Source organism: Pseudoalteromonas sp. SWYJZ19, assembly GCF_015864375.1.
In the GTDB taxonomy this organism is placed as follows: Bacteria; Pseudomonadota; Gammaproteobacteria; order Enterobacterales; family Alteromonadaceae; genus Pseudoalteromonas; species Pseudoalteromonas arctica.
This window is the reverse complement of sequence record NZ_JADYXI010000006.1, coordinates 54,988-69,111: the sequence shown is the minus strand read 5'-3', so window position 1 is coordinate 69,111 and position 14,124 is coordinate 54,988. Positions and strand designations below refer to the sequence as shown.

Here is a 14,124-nt window from a genome sequence, read left to right as displayed (position 1 = left end):
GCTGTATAAACAGAGTAGCACGAGCCATTTAATCGTTAGCGAGAGCTTAAGTCAATGACTTATTAAGCACCTTGCTGTGGATTCATGATGTCATCAAATGCTTTTTCAACATCAGTAACAACTGCTTTAGCTAAAATAGCTTCAACAGCTTGCTCTTCCATTGCTACATTACGCATTTGCTGCATAAGTTGATCATTACCTTTGTAGTATTCTACTACTTCAGTTGGATCTTCGTATGCAGAAGCTACCGTTGCGATTAATGCTTCAACTTTAGCGTCATCAACTTTAATCTCGTTAGCTTTAATCACTTCACCTAATAAAAGGCCAGTTTTAACACGTGTTACAGCTTGCTCGTGGAACAATTCAGCTGGAAGCTCTGGCATGTTTTGAGCGTCGCCGCCAAAACGTTGAGCTGCTTGCTGACGTAGAGCATCAACTTCTTGATCAACAAGTGCTTTAGGCACTTCGATTTCGTTGTTAGCTAAAAGACCTTTGATTGCTTGGTCTTTAACGCTTGCTTTAACCGCTTGGTCTAGCTCACGTGTCATGTTCTTTTTAACTTCTTCTTTAAGCGCGTCTACGCCGCCTTCGGTAACACCGAATTTAGTTGCAAACTCTTCGCTTAATTCTGGTAATTCTTGCGCTTCAACTTTTTTCACTGTGATAGTGAATTGAGCCGCTTTACCTTTTAAGTTTTCAGCGTGGTAATCATCAGGGAAAGTTACATCAGCAACTACTTCTTCGCCTGCTTTTTTACCTACGATGTTATCTTCAAAACCTGGGATCATACGACCTTGGCCAAGTTCTAATGGGAAGTCTTCAGCTTTGCCGCCTTCAAATACTTCACCGTCGATAGTACCTACGAAATCAACTGTTACACGGTCGTTTTCGCCAGCAGCTGCATCAACATCAGCCCACGCTGCGTGTTGCTTACGAAGTGTTTCTAGCATGTTAGCTAAATCTTCGTCAGTCACTGTTACCGCTGGTTTCTCAACAGTAATTTTATCTAAACCTTGAACTTCAACTTCAGGGTAAACTTCAAACGTTGCTGAGAATTCTAAATCTTTACCTGCTTCAAGTGATTTAGGTGCGAATGTAGGCGCGCCAGCTGGATTGATTTTTTCAGAAACGATTGCTTCAATGTAATTACGTTGCATTACTTCGCCAGCAACTTCTTGACGAACTGCAGGGCCAAAACGCTTGTTAATTACAGATACTGGAACTTTACCAGCACGGAAACCATCTATACGCTGTGTTTTTGACAGTTGTTGTAGGCGTTTTTTTACTTCGGTCTCAACGTTCTCTGAAGGAACGGTGATAGTTATACGGCGCTCAAGGCCTTGGGTCGTCTCAACAGAAACTTGCATGATTTACCTCAATATTCAATTTTGGCGACTGTTCGCCTTCCTTTACAAACAAAGTGATCTGCATGAGTCTTGATAAAGTTTAAGCGGTTTTTCACACTTAAAAGCATCCGTCGCTACCATGAGATACCATTGCTGCTTTGCCCTTCGGGCACTATGTTAAACAATAGACGCGGCATTATAACCTAATATTTATGATAGTCGAGTATAGGGGGCAATTATTTGGACTAGATAAGGGACTATAGAGACTAACTGAATAAAAAACAGGCTAACTAGGCATTGAATGGATTAAAGTAGAAATTATTTAATAGAATTATAGGCTAACAGATTTAGATTTATAACTTAGAGGAATTTACTTATTATTCTTATTAGATAAGAAAATGGTCGGCGATGCAGGATTTGAACCTGCGACCCCTTGGACCCAAACCAAGTGCGCTACCAAACTGCGCTAATCGCCGACATTGAAGAGTTAACTTCTTTTTTCATACTGAACACTTAAACTGAGAGTTTAAGACCATTTTAAGAAAATGGTCGGCGATGCAGGATTTGAACCTGCGACCCCTTGGACCCAAACCAAGTGCGCTACCAAACTGCGCTAATCGCCGATATTCGTTGTAAATGGGGTGACTGATGGGGCTCGAACCCACGACAACCGGAATCACAATCCGGGGCTCTACCAACTGAGCTACAATCACCGCTATATTTACATGTTTTCAAATGGTGCACCCAGAAGGATTCGAACCTTCGACCCACGCCTTAGAAGGGCGTTGCTCTATCCAGCTGAGCTATGGGCGCATCGAAAACTTCATAGTTTACCAATAAGCTATTCGATTATAATAAATTATAAAAATGGTCGGCGATGCAGGATTTGAACCTGCGACCCCTTGGACCCAAACCAAGTGCGCTACCAAACTGCGCTAATCGCCGAAACTTATTATTGTTAGCGAGTGACCTCGTTGACAACGGGGTGCATAATAGTGATTTGACGGGGTTAGGTCAAACGTTTTTTTAATAAAACCAATCAAGTGCTCATTTTTAGTGCACAATGGTTAAATATTACAATAGTAGGCTGAAATTTAAACTATTTAATAACTCAAATGTTATATACATTAAAAGCAACTTGGCGCTGCTATGCTTTTCTGCGAAAATGGTAGGCACATTATAAAACGAGTTAAATAAAGAGTATGTTTTCTTTATTAGCATTTTTACCCCTATTTTATTATGCATTCGTTTTTAGAGTATCGGTATCTAGTTAATTAACCCCAATTAAAGGTCACCCATGACGGCAAACATCATTGATGGTAAGGCAATCGCAAAACAAGTACGTAGCGCTGTAGCAGAACGCGTAAGTGAACGTGTAGCAAATGGTTTACGTGCACCAGGACTTGCAGTAGTACTTGTAGGACTTGATCCAGCAAGCCAAGTTTATGTTGGTTCAAAACGTAAAGCCTGTGAAGAAGTAGGTTTTATCTCCAAATCATTTGATTTACCAGCAGACACGCAAGAGCAAACTCTTTTAGATTTAATTGACGAGCTAAATAATGATGCCGAAGTTGATGGAATTTTAGTGCAGTTACCACTGCCAAAAGGTCTTGATGCTGAAAAGATTTTAGAACGCATTACCCCACATAAAGATGTTGATGGATTTCATCCATATAACATTGGTCGATTAGCACAGCGTATGCCTGCCCTTCGCCCATGTACCCCTAAAGGTATTATTACATTACTTGATTCAACGGGTGTACGTTATAAAGGGATGCATGCAGTTGTCGTTGGCGCGTCAAATATTGTTGGTCGTCCAATGTCGCTAGAGCTTTTATTAGCGGGTTGTACTACCACAGTATGCCATAAGTTTACTCAAGACTTAGAAACGCATGTTCGCCGCGCTGACTTATTAGTTGTGGCTGTAGGTAAACCTGAATTTATACCTGGAGATTGGATAAAAGAAGGCGCTATAGTCATCGATGTAGGCATTAACCGTTTAGACACGGGTAAATTAGTTGGTGATGTTCAATACAGTGTGGCTGAACAAAAAGCGCATTTTATTACACCTGTACCAGGTGGCGTTGGCCCGATGACGGTCGCTAGCTTAATTGAAAACACACTTGAAGCGTGTGAGAAATATCACAGCTAAGCTGTTAAAAAATCAAAAAAGGGTTGCCATTTGGCAACCCTTTTTTAGTTGAACGTGAATTACTTTAAACGCTTACGCTTTACGCCACGTTGTTTTACCGGCTGAATCTTCAAGTATTACACCTAACGCATTAAGCGCATCACGTGCTTCATCAGCAGCAGCCCAGTTTTTACTTGCACGTGCTTCATTACGTTTTACAATTAATGCTTCAATTGTCGCAACTTCGTCGTCATCTTGCCCGCCTTGTAAAAAAGCTTCTGGTGCTTGTTGAGCAACCCCTAAAACGTTACCAATACTGCGTAATATAAACGCAAGTTGCCCAGCTTGAACTGCGTCACTTTCTTTTACGCGGTTTAATTCTTTAGCAAGTTCGAACAACACAGGTAGTGCTTCTGGTGTATTAAAGTCGTCATTCATTGCTTTTCTAAATTTAGCAACAAACTCATTACCTTCTAAATCGCACTCTACCGGTTCGACATCACGAAGCGCTGTATAAATGCGCTCAAGTGATGAACGCGCTTGGTCTAAATTTTCTTGTGAATAATTAAGTTGGCTGCGGTAATGACCTGAAATTAAAAAGTAACGAACAGATTCAGGATCGTATGCTTTTAAAACTTCACGCACTGTAAAGAAGTTATCTAACGACTTAGACATTTTTTCTTTGTTTACTTGAACCATGCCAGTATGTATCCATGTATTTACATACTGGCCGTTGTTTGCACAGCACGATTGGGCAATTTCGTTTTCATGATGTGGAAACTGTAAATCAGACCCCCCACCGTGAATATCAAAATGCTCACCTAAGTGCTTTGAGCTCATTGCCGAACATTCAATATGCCAACCCGGACGCCCTTCACCCCACGGTGATGACCATGATGGTTCACCTGCTTTTGCTTTTTTCCATAACACAAAATCAAGTGGATCGTCTTTATCTTGCGCCACTTCAACGCGAGAACCTGATTGCAACATAGTTAAATCTTGCTGAGAAAGTGCACCGTATTGCTCAAACGTTGATACATCAAACAAAACATCGCCGTCGGCTGCGACATAGGCATGGCCTTTTTCAATCAAGCGCTTAACCATAACGATAATTTCATCCATATGGCTTGTAACTGTTGGTTCAATATCTGGGCGTAGCATATTTAGGCTATCAAAATCTTCATGCATCGCTTTAGTCATGCGCACAGTTAAGTCGTTTATTGACTCACCATTTTCATTTGCGCGTTTAATAATTTTGTCGTCAATATCAGTAATATTACGCACATATTTTAAATCGTAACCAATATGGCGTAAGTAGCGCACAATAACGTCAAATCCAACAAAGGTACGTGCGTGTCCAATATGGCAGTAATCATAAATGGTGATACCACACACATACATGTCGATTTTTCCTTCGACCATAGGTTTAAATTGCTCTTTTTGTCGCGTGAGTGTGTTGTATATATTTACCATTTACTTTGAGTCCTTAACTATTAACTTGAATAACTATGTTACCACTTGAAAAGCCCCTGCTCTAGCGCTTTATAACAAACCAAACATCTACTTTGTTAATCTTAGTCAACTACGATAAAATAGCGCCAATATTTAAACCGGATATAGGAAAACACATGGTTGTTCTACACACTAATTTTGGTGACATCACCATTAAAATGTTTGAGAAAGAAGCTCCAAACACAGTTAAAAACTTTTTAGAGTATGCAAATGCTGATTTTTTCAACGGCACTATATTTCATCGTGTAATCGATGGTTTTATGGTTCAAGGCGGTGGTTTTGTTCCAGGTATGGAACAAAAAGACGTAAATGATCCAATTCAGAATGAAGCTAACAATGGTCTATCTAATAAAATAGGCACTTTAGCAATGGCACGTACGCCTGATCCTCATTCAGCTACAGCGCAATTTTTCATTAACGTTAACAACAACGATTTTTTAAACCACAGCAGCGAAACGTCGCAAGGCTGGGGTTACTGTGTTTTTGCTGAAGTAGTTGAAGGCATGGACATTGTAAATAAAATTAAAGATGTAGCAACGGGTAGTACTGGTTTTCACCAAGACGTACCTCTTGAAGATGTGATCATCGAAAGCGTTACTGTTAACTAGTAACGTTTACTCATGTTATGTGAGTATGTAAGCGGGTGTATACTATAAGTATATGCCCGTTTTTTTAAAACTAAAATAGACTGACCTATGACTCGTCAAACTTACTTTATTGCAGATTTACACCTAAGTGAAAACCGCCCCGACATTAGCGCTGCATTTTTTGATTTTTTAAATACACATATACTAAATAAAGATGTAGATGCACTTTATATTTTAGGTGATTTTTTTGAAGTATGGGTTGGAGATGACTACATTACTGCACTGAGTGCCGATGTAGCAAAACATTTAAGCGCCGTTAATGATGGTGGCACACCTGTTTATTTTATACATGGCAATCGTGATTTCATTATGCGTAAGCAATATGCCGACATGGCCGCAATGACATTACTTGATGAGCAAACAGTCATTGACTTATATGGTACGCCTACCGTTATTTTACATGGCGACGAAATGTGCACTCAAGATACTGAGTATCAAAACTTTCGTAAAAAGAGCCGTGGTTGGTGGTGGCCAAAATTGATGCTTGCAATGCCGCTTTGGTATCGTAAAAAAATAGCGCGTAATGCCCGCGAAAAAAGTAAGTTAAGCCAAGCTGATAAACCTATCGAAATTTTAGACGTTGTCGATGAGGCTGTACTTGCCACCTTTGCCAAACATAACGTTACGAATATGATTCATGGTCATACTCACCGCCCTAATGTTCATACGTATAAAGTTAATGAACAAACACTTACTCGCACAGTGCTAGGTGACTGGTATACCCAAGGCTCTTATTTAGTCGTTACCCCTCAATCACAAGAATTAATTAGCACGCCTTTCGCATAATTTAAAATTCTGACTATTATTTATCTATATATATGAATAATAGTGAGAGGTTGAATGATTAAGCTGTTAATTTTCATCGTAGTAATTGCCATTCCTACACAAGTATTTAGCAAGCAAACATGGCAAATTGTTACAGAAAACTACCCTCCCTATTTTAGCGAAAACCTACCTAGTAATGGCTGGCTATATGAAATAGCCGAATCAGCGCTTAAAACGCAAGGTATTAATAGCGAACCAGAATTCACGACATGGGATCGCGCTTTAAAGCTATTAGAAAAAAACAGAAAAACCGCTATTTTAGGTGCTTTTTATTCATTAAAAAGAAATGAAGTTTTTTACTACTCTCGTCCACTTGCAGTTGCTCACTCAGGAGTTTTCAAACGAAAAGAGAGTGTTATTAGTTTCGATGGTACAGTTCAATCATTAACACCTTATAGTATTGGCACAGAAGACAATGCCTTTGTAAGCCAAGAGTTTGCTAGAAATAGGGAGCTGGCAATAACGTCCACTAAAAGCCTTCCTACAAGCTTATATTTACTACAACAAGGGCGTATTGATTTAGTCGCGGGTACTAAAGAGGTTGGAAATTATTGGCTTGAACACACTAAAACCGAAGATTCAGATGATAATAGTATTGAGTACTTATCGCCAGATCTTGCTTCTCATAAACTATATTTAGTTGTCTCTAAATCAAATTATAGAGCCAAAGAATACTTACAAAAATTTAATAGAGGAATTGATATAATAACTAAAAATGGACGCATTGCTAAAATTATGAAAAAACATAATTTCAGCAATCAGAAAATAGCAGAATATATTAATTTTTTAAAAGAAAATGAGGGTATTTAAACAGTGGGAACACCGCTGTGAAATTTAAAATCAGTATCGGTTGTCGAAATTAACTCTTTTTCTTTTTCACCAAAAAAGTTTACGCGATCGGTAATATCAAAATCAGCAATTTCTTGCGCTAGAGTTAAATAATCTTGGTAATGACGCGCTTCTGAACGTAGCAACGAAATATAAAAATCACCTAAACGTTTGTCAACATGCGGTGCAAGCTTTGCAAAACGCTCACACGAACGCGCCTCAATATAAGCGCCTACTATTAGCTTATCGACTAATGCATCGGGCTCGAACGTTTTAACATGACGAAGCATACCTTTTGCGTAACGACATGGTGTAATGCTTTGATACTCAACACCGTACTCGTCCATAATTTCGAGCACTTGATAAAAGTGATGCAGCTCTTCTTTTATCAGCAAAACCATTTTATCGATTAGACCTTGCCCGTATGGAGAACTCGATTTAGGAATTATTGATTTAGTGAGCTTATTTTTAGCAGCCAGATCGCGCCAATTCCCTTCTCGTTTGTAAATAAGCGTTTCAAATGGCTTTAGCCACTCGAGTAATGCATCACTACCCTCTTTATCTACCGCGTATTTACGTATTAAAAACATCGCACTTTGAGCTGCTTTTAATTCACAAATTAAGTGATCTATTAAAATGACTGATAAGTTTTCTTTTTTAATTGCTTGCTCCACCCATTGCTCTGGGGTGGTACACAATAAAAAGTTATTAATCGGCTCTAAAAGTTGGCTATGTGGCACGTTGACTGCTCATTACTAAATAAATTTGATAGACCGTTATTTTAACACGAAATTTTGCTTGGGATAAATCAAAGCCCTTATCTGCGTCTAAATGTTAATAACGAGTTAACTTGACTTTGCAAAATAAGTGAACCATAACTGTACATAGACTGTATAAAAATAAATCAACCAAAACAATAATACGTTCCTTTTATGGAGTAAGTACTATGATACTAAATCACCTCTGGGGCATTTATGCTCACCCACTTGAAGAATGGCAAACAATAGATAATCGCCATGAAAGTTTAACCTATAGTTTGTCGCATATTTTACTGATTGCTTTATTTCCTTCAATAATGGGCTACTACTCATCTGTTTATTTAGGATGGAGCATAGGTGCAGGCAATCCCGTATTTTTAACGCACGATAGTGCACTGCTAATTGCAGGTGCAATGTATTTTGCTTTAATAGCGGGTGTTTTTGGATTGGCGTATTTAGCCCATTGGATGGCGGTTACATTTGGCTCTAAACCTACATTTACACAAACACTTGAACTTGCAGCATATACTGCAACACCAGTGTTTATGTCGGCACTCGCCGCTTTTTGGCCTGTACTTTGGTTTGTAGTGTGTATTGGAATTATTGCACTGGCTTACTCGGTTTATTTACTCTACACCGGCGTACCAATACTTATGCATATCCCAGAAGAGCGCGGCTTTATTTACGCCAGCTCGGTAGTAACGTGTGGATTAATATTACTGGTTATTATTTTAGCTGTAACAGCTATGCTTTGGACTAATGGGATTGTTAGCCCAATGTTTACTTAATAAATTTCACCTAAAAAAAGAGTCATGTTTGATAGAAATGTTCCCTTTCTTTCCTTCGCAAAAAAGGAGCTAATTAGCTCCTTTTTTTTGTGTAACGACTTTTTATTAACTAATCATTAATCAGCTTCGTTTTCGTCTTGGTTGTGTATTTCTAAACCTGAAGACATCGCACTTTCTCGGGTGCTTTTTGCTGAATCGTTACGTAGCTTATCAATACGATTTAAATAGTTTTGATCAATATCGCCAGTAATATATTGGCCATCAAATACTGAAGTTTCAAACTTAGTAATTTCAGGATTTTCTTGGCTAACCGCAGCAATTAAATCTTTTAACGATTGAAAGATTAAACCGTCAGAACCAATACTTGCATTAATATCTTCTACTTCACGTCCGTGAGCAATAAGCTCAGCTGCTGAAGGCATATCAATACCGTACACATTAGGGAAGCGTATTTCAGGTGCCGCTGATGCAAAGTAAACGTTTTTAGCGCCAGACTCTCGGGCCATTTCAACAATTTGTGCTGATGTTGTACCACGAACAATTGAGTCATCAACCAATAATACGTTTTTACCTTTAAACTCGCGATCAATTGCGTTTAGCTTTTGACGCACTGATTTTTTACGCATCTCTTGGCCAGGCATGATAAATGTACGACCAATATAACGGTTTTTAACAAAACCTTGGCGATACGGTAAATCAAGTACACGTGCGATTTCCAGTGCTACATCACATGAAGTTTCTGGGATTGGGATAACTACATCAATATCTTTGTCAGCCCATTCACGTGCAATTTTTTCGCCTAGTTTAGTCCCCATGTTTACGCGTGTTGCGTACACAGACATACGGTCTATTGTTGAGTCAGGTCGAGCAAAATAAACAAATTCAAAAATACACGGCGAGTAAGATGCCTTATCAGCACAACTAAGTGAATGGAATTCACCTTCTTCTGTAACATATATAGCTTCACCAGGGGCTACATCACGTACAAACTCAAAACCGTCCGGTTTCAATGCAACGCTTTCTGAGGCAAACATGTACTCAGTACCTTTTTCGGTTTCGCGTTTACCAAATACAAGTGGGCGAATACCATTAGGGTCGCGAAAAGCAACAATGCCGTGGCCGATAATCATAGCAATAGTTGCATAACCACCGCTTACTTTATTGTTTACTTCGGTTACCGCAGTAAAAATATCTTCAGGGTCTAAATGCAACTTATCAGATTTGCTTAATTCATGTGCCATGATATTAAGTAAAATTTCAGAATCTGATGTTGTATTAACGTGACGACGTGCTTCTGAGAATAACTGCTCTTTTAAAGCTTCTGCATTAGTAAGGTTGCCATTATGGGCAAGTGCTATACCAAACGGTGAGTTAACATAAAAAGGCTGTGCTTCAGATGAGCTTGAAGATCCTGCTGTAGGATAGCGCACATGGCCAAGACCAATTGTACCTTGTAGTCGTTTCATATGACGTGTGTGAAAGGCATCTTTCACAAGGCCATTTGCTTTGCGCAAGCTAAACGTATTATTCTCAATGGTAATGATACCCGCGGCATCTTGACCACGGTGCTGCAAAACAGTTAAGCCATCATAAATCGCCTGATTCACAGGGGATGTTCCGACTATTCCAACGATACCACACATGTAATTTATCCTCGCCGATTAACGGTTTACTGAATTTAAAAAGCTCGAGTTGTTTTCTAGGTACGAAAAGAACCATTCAACAACAAAGCCAAATTCTGGAATCAAAATAGAATTGCCCCACCAGTGCGTATTGGGTGCACCAGTAAAAGCATCAAGAAAGAAGAGTAACGCGCTCACGACCAACACGCCTCGTAGAGCACCAAACACTATGCCAAAGACACGGTCGGTACCCGATAAACCAGTACGATGTACAAGTTCACCTAAAATGTAGTTTAGTAAACCGCCTAACAGTAGCGTCGCAAAGAATAATATGGCTATGGCCGCAGCATTTCTTAAAAGGGGTTCAGAAATGGTTGTTAGGAAGGAAGCTAAATATTGGTAAAATAAGCTAGAGATGATAAAGGCGCCAGCCCATACCGCTAATGACATTGCTTCTTTTACAAAGCCGCGTATTAAACCGATGATGGTAGACAATGCAATGATGCCAATAATGGCGTAATCAACCCAGATCATAAGAACCAATTAGTCGCTAATTTGGGGCGCATTCTATACCCAAACATCGTTAGTATGCAAGTTTAAACGGGAGATTACTGGGTTGTAGTCAATACAAAAAATTAACATTATAGAATGGGTATTGTGAGATGAAGATAATGATAAAAACAAATATAAATAAATAAAAAAAGGCTTGTGATACAAGCCTTTTTTTAATTATTTTGTTACTTCGTATTGCGTAACTTTACCATTTAATTTAGTAAGCTCTTTCAGCTGGGGAAGCTGCTTTTGTAATTCATTTTTATCAAGCGAAGGACCAACAAATACCTTGGTTAACGTCCCATTTGGGGTTTTAATCGGTTTAGTAAACGTTTTAAACCCTTCAACTTTTAATTTAGCCTGTAATGCTTTTACATTTGCAACATGTGAAAAACTACCTAATTGAATAACGTAAGCCATACTTGTTAGGTTTTCATCACTTTTACGAGGCGCAATAGGTTTTGGTTTAGCTTGAACCGGTGCCTTAGTGCTCGGTGTAGCTTTGGGTTCAATAGTCGCTTCAACAACTTTATTCTCTACAGCGTAGTCACTCTCATCCATAGCGTTTTGCTGCTCAAAAGCTTCATCGTCAGCTTGAATATCTTCAATTTCATCTTGTTTTAGTGGCTCAGCATTAGCCATGTTTTCATCAATTGACTCTTGAAGATCGATTGTTTTGAACTCAGGGCGATCAGGTATCGCTTTAAAGCCTTCTTTATAATGCACTTTTTCGCCATCGAGTATATTAGGGATAAACACAATTGCTGCGATCACTACTATACTTGTTCCGACTAAGCGATTAATAAAACTTGAGTTCACCGACATCCTCTCTATTTTTTAAAGTAATTAATAGCGCCGGCCACTGTAAAAAATGAACCAAATACAATCAACATAGTATCACTTTGTTGTTTTGGTAAAATTACACTCAGTGCCTGTGCCACACTATCATAGCTATTGATAGTATTATGATGAGATATACCCTGCAGCGCATTTTGTAAATTACTTGCAGTGTCGCCTCGCGGACCACTTAAGCTCGCTAATGACCACTCATCGACCAAGTGACTTACTTCTTTAAGTACACCCACTTTATCTTTATCAGCAAGCATAGCGGCTAATGCATGAATTTTAAAGCCTTTATCTTTATAGCTTGATAACTTATTGGCTAAATAACGCGCCGACTCAGGGTTATGTGCTACATCGGTAAAGACTAAAGGCTCAGCGCTTAACTGCTGAAACCGCCCTTCTACAACTAAATTAGCGAGGCAACTTCGTATGACTTGCTCACTTGGTAATAAGTTTAAAACGCTTAGCGCAGTTAACGCCGTTGCTGCATTTTGACACGGTATTGCTGGCTTATCTATTACAAGATTATGTTCTTTATATTGCCAATTAAAGCTCTCAGTATTCTCTTTGAAAATAAAGTCACTGCCCGACAACGTCATATTGGCATTAATTTCTTTGCCGTAATCAGTCATTGTGTGAGGAATATTTAAATCCCCTATAATAGCAGGCGTATTTTCACGAAAAATACCGGCTTTATCATAAGCCACTAACTCTCGTGTATCACCTAGGTACTCTTTATGATCTAAATCGATAGTGGTGATCACGCTTGCAAAGGGAGTTACTATATTTGTAGCATCAAAGCGCCCGCCTAGACCAACCTCTAGTAATACATAATCGACCTTACAGCGTTTAAAAATTGCCAACGCACCCAAAGTACCATATTCAAAATAAGTCAGAGGAGTGTCTTTACGGCCTTGCTCAAGCTGGTGAAAAGAATCTATATGGAGTTGGTCTGCCAGTTCTTCGCCATTAACTCGTACACGCTCGTTATAACGAATTAAATGAGGAGATGCGTAAGTGCCCACGCTAAAACCTTGCGCTAGTAATAGCGACTCTAAGCAACGTGCAGTGGTGCCCTTACCGTTTGTACCGGCAATAAGAATAATTTTACTTGGAGTGTTTAAAAGGCCAATATTGTTGGCAACATTAGCAACTCGTTCTAAACCCATTGCAATGTTAGCTGGGTGAACACTTTCTAAATAAAAAAGCCAATCATCAAGGCTTGATGATTGGCTAGGAATTGTTTTTGTCATAGCGTGTAATCAGTAAAGCTGAAATTTACGCTACTCTATGCTCTTGTTCCGTAGAAGGCAAGTTCATAAATTTAGCTAAAATGCGTGCAAGGGTATCGCGCATTTCACGGCGGTCAATAATCATGTCAATTGCACCATGTTCTAGCAAAAATTCACTACGCTGAAAACCTTCAGGTAATGTTTCGCGAACAGTCTGCTCAATAACACGAGGACCTGCAAAACCAATTAACGCTTTAGGTTCAGCAACGTTAATATCACCCAGCATAGCAAGTGATGCAGATACACCACCCATTGTCGGGTCGGTCATTACTGAAATAAATGGAAGACCTTTTTCCGTCATTTTTGCAAGTGCAGCACTTGTTTTAGCCATTTGCATAAGCGACATAAGCGCTTCTTGCATACGTGCTCCGCCTGATGCAGAAAAACAAATAAGCGGCATGTTATGCTCTAAACATTGATCAACAGCATCAACAAAGCGAGCGCCAACAACAGAAGCCATTGAACCACCCATAAATGAGAACTCAAATGCTACCGCTGCCACTGGAATACCTTTTAATCGGCCTTTCATAGCTACAAGTGCATCTTTTTCACCACTTGCTTTTTGGGCTGCACTGATACGGTCAGAGTACTTTTTAGAATCTTTAAACTTAAGAATGTCTTTAGGCTCATGTTGTGTACCAAGCTCTTGACGATCACCTTCATCTAAAAAGTGCTCTAGGCGCTTACGGCCACTAACACGCATGTGATGGTCACACTTAGGACATACGTTTAATGACTTTTCTAATTCAGCTTTATATAAAATTGAATCACACGATGTACACTTAGCCCAAACACCTTCTGGGATTTCTTTACGACCTGATGATTTTGTCGTTTTAGGTAAGATTTTTTCTAGCCAACTCATTTGCAACTCTCTTAATACTGTTCTGTGTCGCGAGCCTGCTAATAGCAATTAGCAGACAAATTTTTTCAATTAAAACATGAATTACACTAACGCGGTATAAAAAACTGGTCTTAGTAGT

General features: G+C 39.2%; 13 protein-coding genes and 5 tRNA genes. 5 read left to right on the top strand and 13 right to left on the bottom strand.

The window, feature by feature from the left end; translation table 11 throughout:
• Positions 1 to 62: 62 nt before the first annotated feature.
• The 6 genes from tig to I6F45_RS07795 all read right to left on the bottom strand — a co-directional run bounded on the left by tig (position 63) and on the right by I6F45_RS07795 (position 2,291).
• Positions 63 to 1,367 carry a trigger factor gene (gene tig, locus I6F45_RS07820; protein WP_007580935.1) on the bottom strand — a complete coding sequence of 435 codons (1,305 nt, stop codon included), beginning with the start codon at positions 1,365 to 1,367 and terminating at the stop codon, positions 63 to 65.
• Positions 1,368 to 1,745: 378 nt separating this feature from the next.
• Positions 1,746 to 1,822, bottom strand: a tRNA-Pro gene (locus tag I6F45_RS07815).
• Between the two features lie 70 nt (positions 1,823 to 1,892).
• A tRNA-Pro gene (locus I6F45_RS07810) sits at positions 1,893 to 1,969 on the bottom strand.
• Positions 1,970 to 1,983: 14 nt separating this feature from the next.
• Positions 1,984 to 2,059, bottom strand: a tRNA-His gene (locus I6F45_RS07805).
• 23 nt (positions 2,060 to 2,082) lie between these two features.
• Positions 2,083 to 2,159: transfer RNA gene (locus I6F45_RS07800), tRNA-Arg, on the bottom strand.
• A gap of 55 nt (positions 2,160 to 2,214) precedes the next feature.
• Positions 2,215 to 2,291 (bottom strand) — tRNA-Pro (locus I6F45_RS07795).
• Positions 2,292 to 2,643: 352 nt separating this feature from the next.
• Here I6F45_RS07795 and folD point away from each other — a divergent pair.
• Entirely contained in the window at positions 2,644 to 3,498 is an 855-nt protein-coding gene (gene folD / locus I6F45_RS07790; RefSeq protein ID WP_002958348.1) for a bifunctional methylenetetrahydrofolate dehydrogenase/methenyltetrahydrofolate cyclohydrolase FolD, read from the top strand.
• Positions 3,499 to 3,570: 72 nt separating this feature from the next.
• Here folD and cysS read toward each other — a convergent pair whose 3' ends face one another.
• Positions 3,571 to 4,950, bottom strand: coding sequence for a cysteine--tRNA ligase (gene cysS / locus I6F45_RS07785; RefSeq protein ID WP_165741004.1), 1,380 nt, complete (start codon positions 4,948 to 4,950; stop codon positions 3,571 to 3,573).
• Positions 4,951 to 5,105: 155 nt separating this feature from the next.
• Between cysS and I6F45_RS07780 the strand changes: the two genes are divergently transcribed.
• The 3 genes from I6F45_RS07780 (at position 5,106) to I6F45_RS07770 (ending at position 7,271) form a co-directional block, all read left to right on the top strand.
• Positions 5,106 to 5,597 (top strand): peptidylprolyl isomerase, encoded by a 492-nt coding sequence (locus I6F45_RS07780; RefSeq protein ID WP_165728738.1) that lies wholly within the window; start codon positions 5,106 to 5,108, stop codon positions 5,595 to 5,597.
• An 87-nt stretch (positions 5,598 to 5,684) separates the two neighbouring features.
• Complete coding sequence (locus tag I6F45_RS07775; protein ID WP_007580929.1) at positions 5,685 to 6,422, top strand: UDP-2,3-diacylglucosamine diphosphatase; 738 nt, start codon at positions 5,685 to 5,687, stop codon at positions 6,420 to 6,422.
• Between the two features lie 54 nt (positions 6,423 to 6,476).
• Positions 6,477 to 7,271 carry a substrate-binding periplasmic protein gene (locus tag I6F45_RS07770; RefSeq protein WP_197160125.1) on the top strand — a complete coding sequence of 265 codons (795 nt, stop codon included), beginning with the start codon at positions 6,477 to 6,479 and terminating at the stop codon, positions 7,269 to 7,271.
• Here I6F45_RS07770 and miaE read toward each other — a convergent pair.
• Positions 7,268 to 8,029 (bottom strand): tRNA isopentenyl-2-thiomethyl-A-37 hydroxylase MiaE, encoded by a 762-nt coding sequence (gene miaE / locus I6F45_RS07765; RefSeq protein WP_010553847.1) that lies wholly within the window; start codon positions 8,027 to 8,029, stop codon positions 7,268 to 7,270. The two genes, I6F45_RS07770 and miaE, sit on opposite strands and share 4 nt — an antisense overlap.
• Positions 8,030 to 8,235: 206 nt before the next feature.
• Here miaE and I6F45_RS07760 point away from each other — a divergent pair, with 206 nt between their 5' ends.
• Positions 8,236 to 8,835: a Yip1 family protein gene (locus I6F45_RS07760; RefSeq protein ID WP_197160124.1), complete on the top strand. Its 600-nt coding sequence runs from the start codon at positions 8,236 to 8,238 to the stop codon at positions 8,833 to 8,835.
• 116 nt (positions 8,836 to 8,951) lie between these two features.
• Here I6F45_RS07760 and purF read toward each other — a convergent pair whose 3' ends face one another.
• The 5 genes from purF to accD all read right to left on the bottom strand — a co-directional run bounded on the left by purF (position 8,952) and on the right by accD (position 14,006).
• A complete protein-coding gene (gene purF / locus I6F45_RS07755; protein ID WP_007580920.1) occupies positions 8,952 to 10,478 on the bottom strand; it encodes an amidophosphoribosyltransferase in 1,527 nt (508 codons plus the stop codon).
• Positions 10,479 to 10,496: 18 nt separating this feature from the next.
• Positions 10,497 to 10,991, bottom strand: a complete 495-nt coding sequence (locus tag I6F45_RS07750; protein ID WP_007376853.1) for a CvpA family protein — start codon at positions 10,989 to 10,991, stop codon at positions 10,497 to 10,499.
• Positions 10,992 to 11,186: 195 nt separating this feature from the next.
• Entirely contained in the window at positions 11,187 to 11,828 is a 642-nt protein-coding gene (locus I6F45_RS07745; protein ID WP_165725402.1) for an SPOR domain-containing protein, read from the bottom strand.
• Positions 11,829 to 11,839: 11 nt separating this feature from the next.
• The gene (gene folC / locus I6F45_RS07740) at positions 11,840 to 13,105 is read right to left on the bottom strand and encodes a bifunctional tetrahydrofolate synthase/dihydrofolate synthase (RefSeq protein ID WP_165728735.1); all 1,266 of its coding nucleotides are present in this window, start codon (positions 13,103 to 13,105) and stop codon (positions 11,840 to 11,842) included.
• 25 nt (positions 13,106 to 13,130) lie between these two features.
• A complete protein-coding gene (accD, locus tag I6F45_RS07735) occupies positions 13,131 to 14,006 on the bottom strand; it encodes an acetyl-CoA carboxylase, carboxyltransferase subunit beta (protein WP_007376856.1) in 876 nt (291 codons plus the stop codon).
• Positions 14,007 to 14,124 lie beyond the last annotated feature (118 nt).

Excerpts from the sequence above, each read along its gene's own strand:
- cysS (WP_165741004.1), bottom strand. The coding sequence starts at position 4,950 with ATGGTAAATATATACAACACACTCACGCGACAAAAAGAGCAATTTAAA.
- I6F45_RS07770 (WP_197160125.1), top strand. The coding sequence starts at position 6,477 with ATGATTAAGCTGTTAATTTTCATCGTAGTAATTGCCATTCCTACACAA.
- I6F45_RS07780 (WP_165728738.1), top strand. The coding sequence starts at position 5,106 with ATGGTTGTTCTACACACTAATTTTGGTGACATCACCATTAAAATGTTT.
- I6F45_RS07750 (WP_007376853.1), bottom strand. The coding sequence starts at position 10,991 with ATGATCTGGGTTGATTACGCCATTATTGGCATCATTGCATTGTCTACC.
- folD (WP_002958348.1), top strand. The coding sequence starts at position 2,644 with ATGACGGCAAACATCATTGATGGTAAGGCAATCGCAAAACAAGTACGT.
- tig (WP_007580935.1), bottom strand. The coding sequence starts at position 1,367 with ATGCAAGTTTCTGTTGAGACGACCCAAGGCCTTGAGCGCCGTATAACT.
- I6F45_RS07775 (WP_007580929.1), top strand. The coding sequence starts at position 5,685 with ATGACTCGTCAAACTTACTTTATTGCAGATTTACACCTAAGTGAAAAC.
- purF (WP_007580920.1), bottom strand. The coding sequence starts at position 10,478 with ATGTGTGGTATCGTTGGAATAGTCGGAACATCCCCTGTGAATCAGGCG.
- I6F45_RS07760 (WP_197160124.1), top strand. The coding sequence starts at position 8,236 with ATGATACTAAATCACCTCTGGGGCATTTATGCTCACCCACTTGAAGAA.
- folC (WP_165728735.1), bottom strand. The coding sequence starts at position 13,105 with ATGACAAAAACAATTCCTAGCCAATCATCAAGCCTTGATGATTGGCTT.
- accD (WP_007376856.1), bottom strand. The coding sequence starts at position 14,006 with ATGAGTTGGCTAGAAAAAATCTTACCTAAAACGACAAAATCATCAGGT.